Below are 15,843 nucleotides of genomic sequence, written 5' to 3' on the forward strand. Positions count from 1 at the left end.
AGGCGGAGGGTGAGCTTTTCGATTTACTTGTATCTTCAACTAAATAGGTCTACTGTCCCTCAAGGAGCCTCCAGTCGGAGGCTCCGGATGACAGGAGGTTCGTTATGTTCAACCGCCGCCAGCTCCTGACGACAGGCAGCGCTGCAGCTTTCGGTGCGCTCGCCCTCACCGCTGTGTCCTCGGGCGCCGCCTATGCCGACCAGCCCGGCCCGGGGCCGCTTATGGGCGATCCCGCGGCCGGCGGTGTCGCCACGCCGCCCTTCCCCATGCACCTCAACGACGCAGAAAGGGACCATCTCGAGACGTTCGACACTCTCGACTTCGAAGTCTTCTCCCACGCCGACTGGGCGCGCCTCCATGAGAGCCACGCCGAGAACATCCGCGTGCACTGGCCGGACGGCCACTACACCGACGGGATCCAGCGTCACATCGAGGATCTCGCAGGCCTCTTCGTCTGGGGACCGGACACACGCATCGAGGTCCACCCGATCCGGATCGCCCACGACTCCCTGACCGCCGTCACCGGAGTCATGCGCGGCACATTCACCCGGCCAATGCCGAACGGGAAGGGCGGCTTCATCCAGCCCACCGGCAAGTCCTATGCAATCAACATGGCCACGGTGGGCATCTGGAACCGCCAGGGCACCATGAACGAGGAGTTCCTCTTCTGGGACAACCTCACGTTCTACCAGCAGATCGGGCTCATGTGAGGCCCCTCCTGCCTTGAGGCGAGTACGACGTCCGGGGCGCACCTCGCGCAGGTGCGCCCCCGACGTCGTGCGTCACCACCCCCTACGGCGAGATGTGGTCCAGATGCTTGTTCCGCGTGTGCGGCGTGAACTGGACGAGGATCGCGGCGATCACGAGGAACACCGAGATGAGGCCCAGGGCGCCGATCACCGAGAGCATCGGCAGGATCGGCGTGATCACCATGACGCCGATGCCGCCGCCGATGTGGCCCGCGCCGTCGACGATCGCGAAGCCTGTGGTCCGGGCACGGGTCGGGAAGGACTCAGCGGTGAGCGCGTACGTCGGGGACACCCACAGGTTGAAGCCCGCGAAGATGAGGATGGCGCCGATGAACGCGATCCCCACGTTGTTCCCGGCGACGGCGACCACGAGCGAGCCGATGAGCGTCACGGCGGCGCCGATCGGCAGCCAGTAGCGGCGCTCGAGCTTCTCGACGATCGCGCTCATAATCGCCGCCTCCGCCACGAACCCGAGCGTGCCGACCGCGGCGATCACGCCGGCCTCGGGCGGCGGGTAGTGCAGGGCCGCAAGCACCACGGTGAACCCCGCGGCGAACGAGTACACCGTGATGTACCCGATGAACCACACGAAGAACAGCAGGATCATGCGGCGCACGTAGAGCGGGTTGCCAAACAGGTCGCGGTAGGGGACGGGCGACGGCGGCTTGGTCGCCCCGTGCACGTCCGTCACCACGGGCTCGGAGAGCGGCCCATGCTTGGAAGCCCGCACCTCCATGTCCCGCACCACCACATCGGCCTCCGCGAGGCGGCCCTGGCCGATGAGCCAGCGCGGCGACTCGGGGAGCTCGAGCCTCAACAGGACGGCGACGGCGGCGAGGATCGCGCCGACCCCGTACATCCACCGCCAGCCAGCCTCGAAATTGGGCCCGGCGAGCGCGAACGGCAGCCCGAGCGGCCAGGGAGTGGCCGGCGTCGTGAGGATGAGGCCCAGCCAGATGCCCACGAACGCGCCGAGCGCGGACATGATGAAGATGATCGTCGTGAACCGCGCGCGGGCGTGGCGCGGCGCCATCTCGTTGATGTACGTGTTGACGATCGCGAGGTCCGCGCCGATGCCGATACCGGTGATGATGCGCGCGATGTTGAAGTTCGCGTAGTCGCCCACGAACGCGTTGTACAGCGAGCCGAGGCCCGTGATCAGCATCGTGATCATGAGCATGTTCCTGCGGCCGATGCGGTCTGCAATCGGACTCAGGACCAGCGTGCCGACCACATAGCCGGCCAGATTGAGCAGCACTGGCAGCGGGAGCGCCTCGAGCGCCGTCTCCGGCGTGCAGCCCTTGTTCAGCTCGATGCACGTCTGGATGAACGAGACGTTGATGTCGAAGATGTCGTAGAACGTGAACAGGAACCCCAGCCCGATGATCCCGATGAAGAGGTAGGAGAGACTCCATACCTCGAGTCGCTCGAGACGGGCGATGATGTGCGGACCTGTCGGGGCGGCGCTCACCGCCCCAGCGTCCATGGATGCAGCCACAAGGACCAACCTCCCGCAGCCTAGGGGTGGTGCGCCACGCGCCAGAAGGTGCCCTGGCTGACGCATCCATCGTGCGCCTTGGCAGACGTGCTGTCACTGCCTCGCGCACAGGCAGGCGCGGCGTCAGACACGACCGGCCGCCGCACCCGTCCGCCCAGTCAGTCGAGCAGGAGCGCCGGCTCCTCCATGATCGCCGCGACGTCCGCCATGAAGCGCGCGGACAGGTCGCCGTCGACCACACGGTGGTCGAACGAGCCGCCGAGCGTCGTGATCCAGCGCGGGATGACCTCGCCGGAGACGACCCATGGCTTCTGCTTGATCGTGCCGAACGCAACGATCGCGACCTCGCCCGGGTTGATGATCGGGGTGCCGATGTCGATGCCGAGGGCACCGATGTTCGTGATCGTCAGCGTTCCGTCCTGCATATCCGCGGGCTTCGTCCTGCCCGCGCGGGCCGTGGTCGCGAGATCGTTGAGCGCGATCGCAAGCTCCTTGAGGGAGAGGTCCTGCGCGTCCTTGATGTTCGGCACGAGCAATCCCCGCGGCGTCGCTGCGGCGATGCCGAGGTTCATGTAGTGCTTGATGTGGACCTCGTCGGCGCCCGACGGCGTGGTGACCCACTCCGAGTTCACGCTCGGGTTCCGCGCGGCTGCCCAGATGACGGCCTTCGCGAGGATGAGCAGCGGCGAGACCTTCACACCCTCGAAGTCGCGGGACTTCTTGAGCCGCTGCACGAATTCCATGGTCCGTGAAGCGTCGACATCCACGAAGATGCTCACGTGCGGTGCGCTGAATGCCGAGTCCACCATCGCCTTGGCCGTCGCCTTGCGCACACCGCGAACAGGGATGACCTCGATCCGCCGATGCGCCGAGGACGTCGTGTGGTCCCAGAACTGCGGCGCGGCGTCCTGCTCGCGCTCGCGCTGCGCCTGGTAGGACTCGAGGTCCGCACGCGTCACCTCGCCGCGCGCACCCGTGCCCGGGACGTCCGCGAGGTTGATGCCCAGCTCCTTCGCGATGCGCCGCACGGGCGGCTTCGCGAGGACGCGGGCGAGCAGGCCGACGACGGGGTTCGGCTGGCTCTCCGCGCCCCTCTGGCCGAGCGGCTCTGCACCACCCTGGCTGAGCGGGGTCGAAGCCGGCCGGGGCTCCGCAGTCCGCTGGTTGACCGGGGCCGAAACCCGCTGGCCGAGCGGCTCGGCCGCACGCTGGTTGAGCGGAGTCGAGGCGCCCGACTTCCGCGGGCGGCGCTTGGCCGCATCGGCCTTGGGGCCCGAGCCCACGAGCGGAGCGCTCTCGATCCCCGGCTCCTGCACGGTTGGAACCGGCGATTCGGCCGAGGTGGCGGCCGCCGGAGCCGTAGGTGAGGCAGAAGCGGAGGCGCTGGGGGCGCCGGACGGCGCGCCACCGCCGTCGTGCGCCTTAGCCGCGTCACCGATCGCAATGATCGGGGTGCCCACCTCGATGGTCTCGTTCTCGGGGGCGAGAAGCTCGACGACGGTGCCCGCGTAAGGGCTCGGAAGCTCCACAAGGCTCTTGGCCGTCTCGATCTCGCAGATGATGTCGTTGATCGCGACGACGTCACCCGGCCTGACCTTCCAGGAGACGATCTCTGCCTCGGTGAGGCCCTCGCCGACGTCCGGGAGGGTGAAGATCTGCTGGGTCACGTGATGCTCCTAGTACGCGAACGCGCGGTCGAGGGCTTCGAGGATGCGGTCGATGTCCGGGAGGTAGTGCTCCTCGACCTTCGCCACCGGGTAGGGCATGTGGAAGCCGCCCACGCGGATCACGGGTGCCTCGAGGGCGAGGAAGGCGCGCTCCGAGACGCGGGACGCAATCTCGCCGCCGATACCGCCGAACGTCGGGGCCTCGTGGGCCACGATCAGGCGGCCGGTCTTCTCCACCGACGCCACGACGGCATCGAAGTCGATCGGGGAGATGGATCGCAGGTCGATGACCTCGATGCTGCGGCCGTCCTCCGCGGAGGCCTCGGCGGCAGCGAGCGCCACGGGGACAAGCGGACCATAGACCACGACCGTCGCGTCAGTGCCCTCGCGGACCACGTGGGCGCGGAACGGGTCGGCGCTCGCGCCGGGGTCCTCGGTGTCCACCTCGCCCTTGAGCCAGTACCGGCGTTTCGGCTCGAAGATGATGACCGGGTCCTCGCACGCAATGGCCTGCTGGGTCATCCAGTAGGCGTCGTGGGGGTTGGACGGCGTGACGATCCGCAGGCCAGCGGTGTGCGCAAAGAGCGCCTCGGGCGATTCCGAGTGGTGCTCGATCGAGCCGATACCACCGCCGTAGGGGATGCGGATGGTCACGGGGACCGTGAGCTGGCCCTTGCTGCGGGAGTGCATCTTGGCCAGCTGCGTGGTGATCTGGTTGAAGCCCGGGAACACGAAGCCGTCGAACTGGATCTCCGCCACGGGCCGGTAACCGCGCAGCGCGAGGCCGATGCTCGTGCCGATGATCCCGGACTCGGCCAGCGGGCTGTCGATGACGCGCTCTCCGCCGAAATCGGCCTTGAGGCCCTCCGTCACGCGGTACACGCCGCCGAGGGTTCCGATGTCCTCGCCCATGAGCATGACGGTCTCGTCCTGCCCCAGGGCCGCGCGGAGGCCCGCGTTGATCGCCTTCGCGATGGTCATGGTGGGCATCAGTGGCCGCCTTCCTGGGCGCTGCCGGAGTTCTCGTCCGCGAATCCGGCCTCGTACTCGCGGTGCCACGCGAGTTCCTCGGCGATGAGCGGGTGCGGCTCGGCGTAGACGTTGCGGAACGAGTCCTCGAGGGACGGAGCGACGAAGTCCAGGACGTCGGCGCGCGCCTTGGCCGCGACCGCGTCTCCCTCGGCGGCCACCTGGGCGAAGAACGCGTCGTCGGCGATGCCCTCGGCACGGAGGTACTTCTCGAAGCGGGAGAGCGGGTCCTTGGCCACCCAGGACTGCTCCTCGTCGCTGAGCCGGTACTTGGTCGGATCGTCCGCCGTGGTGTGCGCGCCCTGGCGGTAGGTGTACGCCTCGATGAGCACGGGTCCCTTGCCACTGCGCGCCCGCTCGAGCGCCCACTCGGTGACGGCACGCACGGCGAGCACGTCGTTGCCGTCCACGCGGACGCCCGGGAAGCCGTAGCCCTTCGCCCGGTTGAACAACGGGATGCGCGACTGCACCTCAGAGGGCACCGAGATGGCCCACTGGTTGTTCTGGCAGAAGAAGACCACGGGCGCCTTGAAGCTCGCCGCGAACACCATCGACTCGTGGACATCGCCCTCGGAGCTCGCACCGTCACCGAAGTACGCGACGACGGCACCGGGTTCGGCTGATGGCGCGCCAGCATCCGCCGTGGCCGAGGGTCCCGCCCCCGGCGCCGCAGCGGTCTGTGCTGTCGCGGTCTGTGCCGCCGCGCGCGCCGCATCCCGCTGCATGCCCATCGCATACCCGACGGCGTGCGGCACCTGCGCGGCGAGGACGAGCGTGTAGAGGTGGAAGCCCGTGATTCTGGGATCCCACCCGCCGTTGGAGATGCCCCGGAAGAGGCGGAGCAGGTCCGCGAGGTCGATTCCCCGTGTGAGGGCGACACCGTGCTCGCGGTAGGTCGGGAAAACATAGTCCTGCGCCAGAGTTGCCGTGCCCGAGCCGATCTGGGCGGCTTCCTGTCCGCGCAAGGGCACCCAGAGGGCGAGCTGGCCCTGCCGCTGGAGGGCGGTGGCCTCGGTGTCGAACCGGCGGATCATCGCCATATCGCGGTACATACCACGGAGGGAATCTTCACTCAGGGTGCTGATGGACTGGGCCAGCTTCGATTCGGACCTGAAGCGCCCCTCCTCGTCGAGGAGCTGCACCTGGCCCGCATGGCCCTGAGCGCCGTCGTGGGCGTGGGACTCGAGCTCGAGCCAGAGTTCATCGGGGATATCGCTGAACTCGGTAGTGGGAAGTTCGACTCCCATACCGCCTCCTCGCTTGCCTTCGAATGACCAGCCCGGGGGCTCCGGGTGGAGTTCGTCGCATCATATTCCCCTGAGGGAATGTATTCCGATGCCGGAATATGAGCGGCGGCCCAGCAGTCACTCTACCGAGTCGAACTGGGCCGCCGCGAAGTGGATTACTTCTAGGAAGACTGGGGAACCCTTGTGAAAACCCTACAGAGGTCGAGGAAACGCGTATTCGCCTCGGGCTCCCCGATGCTGACGCGGACTCCCTCGGTGCCGAAAGCGCGCACCGACAGCGCCTGCGCGGCGGCGCGCTGGGCGAAATCGGGTGTCGCCTCGCCGAGCGAAAGCCACACGAAGTTGCCCTGGGCGTCCGGGACGTCCCAGCCGAGCTCCCGAAGTCCTGCCGTCACGCGGTCGCGCTCATCGACCAGGGTTTGTACCCTTCCTACAACATCCGCGAAGCTCTCGAGGGACGCGATCGCGGCGCTCTCGGCAATCGTGGACACTGCGAACGGCACGGCGGCGATCCGCAGGTACTGGGTTACCTCCGGGTGGGACACGGAGTATCCGACGCGGAGGTTCGCGAGGCCGTGCGCCTTGGAGAAGGTGCGCAGCACGGCGACGTTCGGGTACTTGCGGTACATCGCGATACCGTCCACGGCCTCGGGATCACGCACGAATTCTTGGTAGGCCTCATCGATGACGATCAGCACGTCGCTCCGGACGGCCCGGATGAAGCGCTCCGTCTCGTCGCGGCGCAGGGCAGGACCCGTGGGGTTGTTCGGCGTGCAGAGCAGGATGACCCGGGTCCGGTCCGTGACCGCTGCGAGCATCGCGTCGAGGTCGTGGCGGCCATCGGGCAGCACGGGGACCTGCACGCTCTTCGCGCCCGCGAGCCCGACCGAGATCGGGTAGGCCTCGAAGGACCGCCACGCGTAGACGACCTCGTCCTCGGTGCCGTCCTCGCGCTGCCCCGCGAAGGCAGCGAGGATCTGGTTCAGGGCACCCAGGCTGCCGCCGCCGGTGACGATGTCGTCCGCCGGGACATCGAGGAAGGCCCCGAGCGCGTCCCGGAGCCGCGTCGCGACGGCGTCGGGGTAGCGGTTGATGGCGGATTCGTGCACGATCGCCTCGGTCACGGCCGGCAGCGGCGCGAGCGGGTTCTCGTTCGAGGAGAGCTTGTAGCTGGTGAGCCCCTCCACCGGGGCCGGAGGTCGTCCAGCGGCGTACTTGGGGAGCCGGCTCATCACGGGGCGAGGGGTGACGCCCGTGGGGCCGGCTGCGGCGGCGGAGGCACCGGTGCCCTCGCTGCCGCCTTCGTGCTCGTTCAGCGGTGAAGTCATGCCATACAGCGTAGCGGCCCCCCACAGGCGGGCCTCGGAAAGGTTCGGCTGCGGCCGCACAGTGGGCTGTGCGAGCATAGGCGCATGCGCTTCCTGCTGCACGTCATCGTCAGCGCGCTCGCCCTGTGGGTGGCCGCGTGGATCCTCCCCGGCATGGATATCACTACGTCCTCGACCGCGGGCGTCGCCGCGAACGCCGGCGCCGGCGACGCGAGCTCGGCCGCGGGGATTGTCATCGCCTATCTGTTCATCGGTCTCATCTTCGGGCTGGTCAACGCGATTGTCAGGCCCGTTGTGAGCTTCGTGTCCCTCCCAGTCACCTGTCTGACCCTCGGGCTGTTCGCACTCGTGATCAACGCCGCGATGCTCTGGCTGACGGCGTGGGTCTCGGGCTACACGCCGGTCCACCTCACGATCGATTCCTTCCTCACCGCCTTCCTGGGCGCCATCATCATTTCGGTTGTCTCGGCAGTGACGGGCTGGGCCGTAGGGCTGCGGAAGAACTAGGCGCGCCCGGCGTCGCCGGCGTCGTCGTGTCTGTGCCCGTGTAGACGAACCGCTCGCGGCGGGGGCCCGCACCGGCACCGGCAGAGGCCGTCCCGATGATCCCGGTCCCCACCGCGACGCCGAGGAGCGAGGCGTAGCCGCGGACCGAGGGGTCGGTCGAGGCATCCAGCGCCCGGGCGTCCGAGGCGTAGCGATCGAGACCGTGGGCGGTGACCACCGCGTCAAGCAGCCCTCCGCTGCCGACGTCGGGGTAGGAAGGGGTCCGGACATCGACGACGTTCGGCCGCGGAACGGGCGGGAGGCCCGAGAGTCCGGGCACCACGTCGTCTCGGTTCGCGACGCTCAGCACCGCGACGTCATCGGGAACGCGGAACGCCGTCGGGACACCTCCGAGCACTGTCACGGCGACCACGGGATGCCGCCTCCGGAAGTCCTCATCCTCGAGCAGGCCGAAGACGTGCAGGGAGCCCTGGCTGTGGGCGTTGAAGACCACGACGTCCCCGGCGCGCAGCTGCTGGTCGCCGAGCGCGCGCTCGATGAGCTGCCGCGCGTGGCTGTCCCTTCCGGCCATGGCGTCGAGGTTGCCCTCGCCGTCGAAGATGCCGCCTCCGGGATCGTCCGGGGACCATGTCTGCGTCCCGGGCACCGTGACGATGACGGCCACGCTGCCGTCCGGCTTGGGGATGCGCTCCACGAGGACGGACGACGGCGGCACGCTGGTTCCGTCGTCGAGCGTCGCCGCGCCCTGGGCCTGCTGCAGGCTCCTCCCCGCGTAGGCGAACGTTGAGGCGTCCTCCGAGCCCGCGGCGACCTCGGACCGGACGACGCTGATCCTGTCGCGCGGCCCGCCGGCCACGACCCACGGAACGAGCGGGGGCACCGCGGAGGCCCCACCGAGGAGGAGCCGCAGGCTCTGGGCACCCCCGCGCACAGGGGCCTCCCCCGGGACGCGCCAGAGTCCCGGAGGGACCAGTCCCCAGACGAGCCCGCGCATGATCAGCTGATGGCCGCCCGCGGCGCCGGCGATCTGCGCCTCGGCGGCGCGGTAGCCGGACGCGGCGGCGGCGACGCCCCGTGCGGTGGCCCGAGTGTCGAGGGCCGCCCGCGCCGCCTGCCCGATGAGGGCCGCGGCCTCGTCGTCGAACACCGCTGCCGAGGCGCTTCCGGCGCACGCACCCCGCCATACGGCCGCTCGGGCCGCCTCGAGGCACACGGGCAGGCCCGCGATCACCGAGGCGGCCGACGCGAGCGCGCCGATGGCCGTGTCGAGGGCCTCCAGATTGACGCGGAACGACGCCCCACCGGTGACGACGAACGTCGAGGGGTCCCGGAGCTCCTCACCACTCACCGCGAATCCGGTCATCTGCAGGCCGCCCCGTCCGCGGGGCCCGGGCCAGCGGACGGACCGGCAGAACCCCGTGTGAAGGCCGGGCCGCTCGGCGTCTCAAGACGCAGGGCGGGTGTGGGCGCGGGCAGGGGCGCGATGGGGCCGACAGGTCGTCCTGCCACTAGCCAGGCGGGGCCGGACGCGGGCGCTCCGACCGGACCGCGCGCGCCCGGGAGTCCAGAGCATGCCGCAGAGTCGGCCTGTAGGGCCGCCGCCACCATGGCGAGCCCGGCCAGGCCCGCCGCGAGTGCGGCCAGCCGCGCAGCAATCGCGGCGGTCGAGGTGCCGAAGGCGGCAGCGGCGGGGCCGCCCCATTCGACGGCCTCGGCCCGACCCAGGGACGCCCGCGCCTCGTCGACCTCGTCCTGGGCCTTCGCGAGCTGCGTCGCCGCAGCCCGGAGTTCGGCCTCGTCGTGGCCGCATGTCGTTCCGGTCATGGTCCCCTCCCCCACTCCTCCGCGTCCGTTCGCCGCGGTATCCCCGACGCTAGGCGCCCCCGGCAGCGCGCGGTGCGGCCCGGCGTCGTATGTGGACGACATGCCGTTCCCGAGACCTGTGGAGGACAAGACAGGCGAGCCCCGCTGAGCCGCAGGGCACGGGAGTGCCATGGAAGAATGGAGGTCATGGCTGATTCATCCTCGCGCATCCCGTCCGGACGTCTTTCCCTTGCCGCCGGTGAGGCTGCCGGGCCGGCAGCCGCGCAGAACATCGCCCTCGGTCCGCTCGACGGGCGCTATCGGCCGGCCGTCGCGCCGCTTGTCGACTACCTGTCCGAGGCCGCGCTCAACCGCGACCGCGTGGCGGTGGAAGTCGAGTGGCTCATCCATCTGACCCGCAACTCGGTCCTCCCCGGCGCGGGTCCGCTCACCGCCGAGCAGGAGGAGGGCCTGCGGAAGATCGTCACGGAGTTCGACGCCGCCTCGGTCGGCGAGCTCGCGGAGATCGAGGCCGTCACAGTGCACGACGTCAAGGCCGTCGAGTACTACATCGGACGGCGCCTCGAGGGCCTCGGCATCAAGGACCTGACCCCCATGGTGCACTTCGGCTGCACCTCCGAGGACATCAACAACCTCTCGTACGCGCTGGGTATCAAGGGCGCCGTCGAGGACGTGTGGCTCCCCGCCGCCCGCGCGCTCGTGGACCAGATCGCCGAGATGGCCCGCACCAATCGCGACGTGCCGATGCTCTCGCGCACGCACGGCCAGCCCGCGACCCCCACGAGCCTGGGCAAAGAGCTCGCGGTCATGGCGCACCGCCTCGGCCGGCAGCTCACGCGGATCGGGCGCACCGAGTACCTCGGGAAGATCAACGGCGCGACAGGCGACTTCGCGGCGCACGTCGCGTCCGTGCCCCGGGCGGACTGGCAGCAGGTCTCGGAGTCCTTCGTCGAGGGTCTCGGACTCACGTGGAACCCCCTGACCACGCAGATCGAGAGCCACGACTGGCAGGCCGAGCTGTACGCGGACGTGTCGCGCTTCAACCGGATCCTGCACAACGTGTGCACCGACATCTGGAGCTACATCTCCATCGGCTACTTCGCGCAGATCCCGGTGGCTGGCGCGACGGGGTCCTCGACGATGCCGCACAAGGTCAACCCGATCCGCTTCGAGAACGCCGAGGCCAACCTCGAGATCTCGTCGTCGCTCCTCGATACGCTCGGCGCAACCCTCGTGACGTCACGCTGGCAGCGCGACCTCACCGACTCGTCCTCGCAGCGCAACATCGGCGTCGCGTTCGGCCACTCCCTCCTCGCGATCTCCAACGTGGCCAAGGGGCTCGACCGGCTCGACGTCGCCGAGGGTGTCCTCGCCGCGGACCTCGACTCGAACTGGGAAGTGCTCGCCGAGGCGATCCAGATGGTCATGCGCGCCGAGGCCATCGCGGGCGTCCCGGGCATGGACAACCCGTACGAGAGGCTCAAGGACCTCACCCGTGGCCACCGCGTCGACGCCGCGCGCATGAAGGAGTTCGTCTCGGGCCTCGGCCTCTCCGCTGACGCCGAGGCACGCCTTCTGGCCCTCACCCCGGGCACGTACAACGGCATCGCGGGCAAGCTCGTGGACCACCTCGGCTGACGACCGCATCCCGTACCGCGCACGACGGCGCGCTGGCACCCCGACGGTGACGGCGCCGCCGTGTCCGGACCGGTCCGCCTACTCCTGCGGACGCCCGCGACCCTGACGAAGCTCCCGGGCGCGGCGGATGTCATCCTCGGCGACCTTCTTCCTCTTCTCTGTCAGGACCGTGTCCTTGGGCGGGAGCTGGATCGACTGCTCGGCCCCGATACCGGCCTGGAGCTCGCGTCCGCGCTCGGTCTCGGCGTCGAACTCCGCCCCAAAGAGCAGGGACATGTTCACGAGCCAGAGCCACAGGAGCAGGATGATCACGCCGCCCAGCGCACCGTACGTCTTGTTGTAGTGCCCGAAGTTGGCCACGTAGAACCCGAAGGCCGCCGTGGTTAGGGCCAGGACGAGCAGCGCGATGACCGAGCCCACTGTGACCCACCGGAACTTCGGCTGCTTGACGTTGGGGGTGAAGTAGTACAGCGAGGCGATGAGGATCATCACGAGGATGAGCAGCACCGGCCACTTCGCGATGCTCCAGATCGCGACCGCGAACCCCCCTAGCCCGATCACGTTCCCCACGGCCTCCGCCACGGGGCCGCTGAGGACGAGCATCGCGGACACCGCCGCGATCAGGATCACCGACGCGATCGTTACGGCGAGCATCGTCCCGCGGAGTCGAAGGAATCCCCTCCCCTCGCTGACCTCATAGACGCGGTTCATGGCACGCCCGAAGGCCCGCACATAGCCTGAGGCCGACCATACAGCGCCGAGGATGCCGACTATCAGCGTGAGGCCCGCGGCTGGGCTCCGCACCAGCTCCTCGACCGGACCGCGGACGGTCTCGGCAGCCGAGCCCGGAGCGATCGAATTGACGATGTCCAGCATCCCCGACACTGTCCTCTCCGCCTGGCCGAAGACTCCCAGAACCGAGACCAGGGCCAGGAGCGCCGGGAACAGCGAGAGCACCGCGTAGTAGGTCAACGAGGCTGCCAGGTCGGGGCAGGCATCCTTGGTGAACTCGCGGAAGGTCTTCAGCGCGATGTACTTCCACGACGGTTTCGTCACCTCGCGCATGCGGTCAGGCTTGCGTGCGTCGTCTGGCGCCGGGGCCGTCGACGACTTGCGCTCAGTCTGTACCGCATTCTGGTCGGTCATGGCTGCGTTCGCGTCGGTCATGCGCGCTTATTTACCCAGTGCGCGCACAGAGCAATCGGGCGTACTCCCTCCGGATTTCGCGCCGCGGCACTGCTCGTGTAAAGTAGATCAAGCGCCGCGGGGTGGAGCAGTTCGGTAGCTCGCTGGGCTCATAACCCAGAGGTCGCAGGTTCAAATCCTGTCCCCGCAACGAAAAGAAGGCCCCTGATCCGGGAAGACCGGATCAGGGGCCTTTCTGCGTGTGGAGTCGAACGCGCGGCCCCACACACCGGCTAGACGAGCGTCGCGGCGCGGGTACCCGTCCAGATCGGCGTGGCGAGTGCGGCGTCGTACTCCGAGCGCAGGCGGGCGACGACGTCGGCCGCCGACTCGACGGACTTGATGGCGCCGATGCCCTGGCCCGAACCCCAGATGTCACGCCAGGCCTTGGCACTGGCGGAGCCGAAGTCCATCGCGGACGGGTTGGAGACGGGGAGGTTGTCCGGGTCGTACCCCGCGGCGGCGATGCTCCCGCGCAGGTAGTTGCCGTGCACGCCCGTGAAGAGGTTCGAGTACACGATGTCATCGGCGGTGCTGTCGACGAGCATCTGCTTGTACCCGGGCACGGCGTTGGCCTCGTGCGTGGCGAGGAATGCGGTCCCCACATACGCCATGTCGGCGCCCGCCACTTGTGCCGCGAGGATCGAACGGCCGTGGGCGAGTGCCCCCGAGAGCAGCAGCGGGCCGCCGAACCATTCGCGGATCTCGTTCAGCAGCGCGAACGGCGAGATGGTGCCTGCGTGGCCGCCGGCGCCGGCCGCGACGGCAATCAGCCCGTCTGCGCCCTTCTCCACTGCCTTGTGGGCAAACCGGTTGTTGATCACATCGTGCAGCACGATGCCGCCGTAGGAGTGGACGGCCTCATTGAGCTCCGGGCGCGCGCCCAGCGAGGTGATGACGATCGGCACCTTGAAGTCGACGCACGCCTGGAGGTCCCTCTCGAGCCTGTCGTTGGACCGGTGGACGATCTGGTTGACCGCGAATGGCGCAGCTGGCCGGTCGGGGTTGGCCTCCGTGTGCGCGGCGAGGGTCTCGGTGATCTCCGCGAGCCAGTCGCGCAATGCCGACTCCGGGCGGGCGTTGAGGGCCGGGAAGGAGCCGACGACGCCGGCCTTCGACTGGGCGATCACGAGCGCCGGGTTCGACACGATGAACATCGGCGACGCCAGGACTGGCAGCGTCAGCGGGCCACTGAGGATCGGTGGCAGGGGCATCACAACTCCTTGAGGTCAGAGGTCTGCTTCCATTCTCACCCTCACGGGAAGCAGGTTCTTAGCTTTGGACGACATCGCGTTAACCCTGGGTGACAATGGATCACGTGAGCTACCTTCGGTCTGCCAGCCTGCGTGGGTTCCGGACCATCGCCACGGCGTTCGGCGGAGACGCGGATTCCCTCGCAGCACGATCGGGCCTTCCCCCGCGCTGCCTGGACCTGGACGACATGCTCATTCCCGCGACGAGGACGGCCGCGATGCTCGAACTCGCCGCCGACGAACTCGAGTGCCCCGACCTGGGGCTGCGGATGGCGAAGCTGCAGTCGGTCTCGGTGCTGGGGCCCCTTGCGATTGCCATGACCAACTCGCCGAGCATCGGTGGGGCGCTGGATTCCCTTGCGCGGTACCTCTCGGTCCACAGCCGCGTCCTGACGCTGAGCCTGCGGGAGAACCCCGACGGGACGGCCATCTTCTACGGCCCGGCCGGTGCCGGCGGCCCCGTGCAGGCGATCGACCTCGGCCTGGGCTTCATCCACCGCACCATCACCTTCCTCAACCGGGGCCGGTACGGCCTCCTGGGCGTGGAGCTCCCGTACGTGCCCGCGGCGCCGCTCGAGACGGTGGAGGCGTTCTTCGGGGCACCCGTGCGCGTGGGCGGCGTCGAGAGCGCCGCAGTCCTGAGGCTTCCTGCCGACCTCCCCGGGCGGGCTCTGGTCGGGGTCAACGAGACGCTTCGCCAGCTCGCGGTGGCCTTCCTCGACGAGCAGAGCTCAGGGCAGGGCCACGACGTGGTGCCACGAGTCCAGACCGCCGTCCGCGAGAGCCTGGGGACCGGCAAGGTCGAGCTGGCAGGGGTCGCTCGGCTGATGTTCATGCATCCCCGGACCCTGCAGCGCCAACTTGCCGCGGCCGGCGTCACCTTCGGCGGCGTCGTCGACGACGCCCGGCGGGAGACCGCGCTCCGCCTCCTCATGAGCACGTCCGTGAGCCTCGGGCAGATCGCCGCCATGGTCGGCTTCACCGACCAGCCCTCCTTCACGAGGGCGGCTCGGCGCTGGTGGGACGCGCCGCCGAGTCAGGTCCGCGCCCGGCGGACCTGACTCTTCTCTTGGCGCGACACCGTTATGAAAACGTAAAAATGCCGCGTTCAGGGCCTGTTGGCCCCTTAGGCTTATTACTGCCGGGTACCCCCCAAGCCCGGAGAGAGCGCGTCGCCAGCCGATCCCCCCAATGACTGGCGGCGCGCTCTCGCGTTCAACCGCGGCAACACCGGCACGCGCTCTCTGACGATATGGCCCTGTACGCGCAGTCTCGCCGGATCTATCATTCAACTGCTCCACTGAAGCAGGCGCCGGGTGATCACGATGTCCGACTCGACTGACCATCGGCCCGCCTCGTGGTGGACCACCCTTCCGGGGATCCTCACAGGCGTTGCCGCGCTCATCACCGCTGTGGCGGGGGTGTTCTTCGGCATCATGCAGCTCAACACGGGTTCTGCACCGGCGACGGCCCCAGCGAGGCCATCGAGCTCGGCGTCGCTGGCACCCGGACGGACGGCGGCGAGCACTCCACCGGTCGGGGAGCGGTCAGCCGGACCAGCGCCGCTGGACGTGGCCGTGTCGCACGACCCTGTGCGGGTGGGGGACGCCGAATACACGGTCCAGAATGCCCTCACTCGGGCCGACACGGATGGCATGGTGGCCATCGAGTTCACGGTGCGGTGCTTCAATTACGGGCGCTATGACCTGAACTTCTGGGATCAGACGTTCCGCGCGCAGCTCGGATCGGAGACCTATGCGCCGACCTCGTTCCTCGACGACGTCGTCCCCGGCGATTCCAGCAAGACGGGTATGGTCCGGTTCGTCCTTCCGGATGGGGCGCGGAGCTTCGCCCTCACCATCAGGTTCCCCGAAGGCGACCGGAACGTGACGGTGGTGCTCGCCCCGCGCTCGTGACC

14 protein-coding genes and 1 tRNA gene are annotated in these 15,843 nt (G+C 69.0%); 6 read left to right on the forward strand and 9 right to left on the reverse strand.

Going from position 1 to position 15,843, the window contains the following annotated elements:
• Window positions 1–104: 104 nt before the first annotated feature.
• Window positions 105–710 carry an ester cyclase gene (locus RBS60_RS03550; RefSeq protein WP_307956147.1) on the forward strand — a complete coding sequence of 202 codons (606 nt, stop codon included), beginning with the start codon at window positions 105–107 and terminating at the stop codon, window positions 708–710.
• Between the two features lie 82 nt (window positions 711–792).
• Here RBS60_RS03550 and RBS60_RS03555 read toward each other — a convergent pair whose 3' ends face one another.
• The 5 genes from RBS60_RS03555 to RBS60_RS03575 all read right to left on the reverse strand — a co-directional run bounded on the left by RBS60_RS03555 (window position 793) and on the right by RBS60_RS03575 (window position 7,422).
• The gene (locus tag RBS60_RS03555; protein WP_307956148.1) at window positions 793–2,247 is read right to left on the reverse strand and encodes an MFS transporter; all 1,455 of its coding nucleotides are present in this window, start codon (window positions 2,245–2,247) and stop codon (window positions 793–795) included.
• 158 nt (window positions 2,248–2,405) lie between these two features.
• Entirely contained in the window at window positions 2,406–3,914 is a 1,509-nt protein-coding gene (locus RBS60_RS03560) for a dihydrolipoamide acetyltransferase family protein (protein ID WP_307956149.1), read from the reverse strand.
• 9 nt (window positions 3,915–3,923) lie between these two features.
• Window positions 3,924–4,904: an alpha-ketoacid dehydrogenase subunit beta gene (locus tag RBS60_RS03565; RefSeq protein ID WP_307956150.1), complete on the reverse strand. Its 981-nt coding sequence runs from the start codon at window positions 4,902–4,904 to the stop codon at window positions 3,924–3,926.
• On the reverse strand, window positions 4,904–6,190 hold the full coding sequence (locus RBS60_RS03570; RefSeq protein WP_307956151.1) for a thiamine pyrophosphate-dependent dehydrogenase E1 component subunit alpha: 1,287 nt from the start codon (window positions 6,188–6,190) through the stop codon (window positions 4,904–4,906). The genes RBS60_RS03565 and RBS60_RS03570 overlap by 1 nt, the downstream gene beginning before the upstream one ends.
• Window positions 6,191–6,351: 161 nt before the next feature.
• Window positions 6,352–7,422, reverse strand: a complete 1,071-nt coding sequence (locus RBS60_RS03575; RefSeq protein WP_307956391.1) for a histidinol-phosphate transaminase — start codon at window positions 7,420–7,422, stop codon at window positions 6,352–6,354.
• Between the two features lie 180 nt (window positions 7,423–7,602).
• Between RBS60_RS03575 and RBS60_RS03580 the strand changes: the two genes are divergently transcribed.
• Window positions 7,603–8,025, forward strand: a complete 423-nt coding sequence (locus RBS60_RS03580) for a phage holin family protein (protein WP_307956152.1) — start codon at window positions 7,603–7,605, stop codon at window positions 8,023–8,025.
• Here the strand turns inward: RBS60_RS03580 and RBS60_RS03585 are convergent.
• Complete coding sequence (locus RBS60_RS03585; RefSeq protein WP_307956153.1) at window positions 7,970–9,388, reverse strand: hypothetical protein; 1,419 nt, start codon at window positions 9,386–9,388, stop codon at window positions 7,970–7,972. The genes RBS60_RS03580 and RBS60_RS03585 overlap by 56 nt on opposite strands.
• Window positions 9,385–9,849 carry a hypothetical protein gene (locus RBS60_RS03590; protein ID WP_307956154.1) on the reverse strand — a complete coding sequence of 155 codons (465 nt, stop codon included), beginning with the start codon at window positions 9,847–9,849 and terminating at the stop codon, window positions 9,385–9,387. The genes RBS60_RS03585 and RBS60_RS03590 overlap by 4 nt, the downstream gene beginning before the upstream one ends.
• Window positions 9,850–10,035: 186 nt before the next feature.
• Here RBS60_RS03590 and purB point away from each other — a divergent pair, with 186 nt between their 5' ends.
• Window positions 10,036–11,487: an adenylosuccinate lyase gene (purB, locus tag RBS60_RS03595; protein ID WP_374049205.1), complete on the forward strand. Its 1,452-nt coding sequence runs from the start codon at window positions 10,036–10,038 to the stop codon at window positions 11,485–11,487.
• Window positions 11,488–11,565: 78 nt separating this feature from the next.
• Here the strand turns inward: purB and RBS60_RS03600 are convergent, their stop codons facing one another.
• Entirely contained in the window at window positions 11,566–12,633 is a 1,068-nt protein-coding gene (locus RBS60_RS03600) for a YihY/virulence factor BrkB family protein (protein ID WP_374049219.1), read from the reverse strand.
• Between the two features lie 116 nt (window positions 12,634–12,749).
• On the opposite strand from RBS60_RS03600, the gene RBS60_RS03605 reads away from it, so the two are divergent.
• A tRNA-Met gene (locus RBS60_RS03605) sits at window positions 12,750–12,823 on the forward strand.
• 82 nt (window positions 12,824–12,905) lie between these two features.
• Here RBS60_RS03605 and RBS60_RS03610 read toward each other — a convergent pair.
• Complete coding sequence (locus tag RBS60_RS03610) at window positions 12,906–13,886, reverse strand: nitronate monooxygenase family protein (protein ID WP_307956157.1); 981 nt, start codon at window positions 13,884–13,886, stop codon at window positions 12,906–12,908.
• A gap of 104 nt (window positions 13,887–13,990) precedes the next feature.
• On the opposite strand from RBS60_RS03610, the gene RBS60_RS03615 reads away from it, so the two are divergent.
• Together RBS60_RS03615 and RBS60_RS03620 are read left to right on the forward strand one after the other, a co-directional pair.
• Window positions 13,991–14,986 carry an AraC family transcriptional regulator gene (locus tag RBS60_RS03615; RefSeq protein WP_307956158.1) on the forward strand — a complete coding sequence of 332 codons (996 nt, stop codon included), beginning with the start codon at window positions 13,991–13,993 and terminating at the stop codon, window positions 14,984–14,986.
• Window positions 14,987–15,250: 264 nt separating this feature from the next.
• Window positions 15,251–15,841 carry a hypothetical protein gene (locus tag RBS60_RS03620; RefSeq protein ID WP_307956159.1) on the forward strand — a complete coding sequence of 197 codons (591 nt, stop codon included), beginning with the start codon at window positions 15,251–15,253 and terminating at the stop codon, window positions 15,839–15,841.
• The last annotated feature ends 2 nt before the right edge of the window (window positions 15,842–15,843 follow it).

It is taken from the genome of Sinomonas sp. ASV486, from assembly GCF_030908215.1.
GTDB lineage: Bacteria > Actinomycetota > Actinomycetes > Actinomycetales > Micrococcaceae > Sinomonas > Sinomonas puerhi.